This window comes from Pseudomonas sp. JR33AA (assembly GCF_021378985.1).
GTDB classification, from domain to species: Bacteria; Pseudomonadota; Gammaproteobacteria; order Pseudomonadales; family Pseudomonadaceae; genus Aquipseudomonas; species Aquipseudomonas alloputida.
In genome coordinates, this window is sequence record NZ_JAJSAW010000057.1 from 1 (window position 1) to 472 (window position 472).

Annotated in this window: 1 protein-coding gene; it reads right to left on the reverse strand. The window is 55.9% G+C overall.

Annotated elements, in window-relative coordinates:
- Positions 1–37: 37 nt before the first annotated feature.
- The coding region (locus tag LVS58_RS24990) for a DDE-type integrase/transposase/recombinase (RefSeq protein WP_233693248.1) at positions 38–472 on the reverse strand (435 nt) is incomplete at its 5' end.

The window sequence follows — 472 nt, forward strand, 5'->3', positions numbered from 1 at the left end:
TGGGCCTGCCCCGTGACAGCGGACGCCAAGAAGCTGGCTACAGAGCCAACTGCCTTAAGCCTTTTGCGTACTCGTTCGGTGAACGGTAACCCAGTGCTGAATGCAGTCGACAGCTGTTGTAGAACCCATGGATGTAGCTGGCAATTGCCAGGTGAGCCTGTTTCTTTGTGGGGTAGACCGCGTAGGCTTCCTCTCTCTTCAATGTAGCGAAGAAACTCTCAGCTACGGCGTTATCCCAGCAGTTTCCTCTCCGACTCATGCTTTGCGCGAAGCCCTTCTTGGCCAAAGCGAGACGAAACCTGCTGCTCGCGTACTGGCGCCCTTGGTCGGAATGGAAAATCACTCCGTAGACGCCCAAACATGCGTTCCAAGCGTTCATGAAAGCGCGCTCGACCAAGTCGTCAGGCATCCTGTCCGCCAGGCTGTAACCCAGCACTTGGCGGGTTTGGATGCTCAGTACCACTGCCAGATA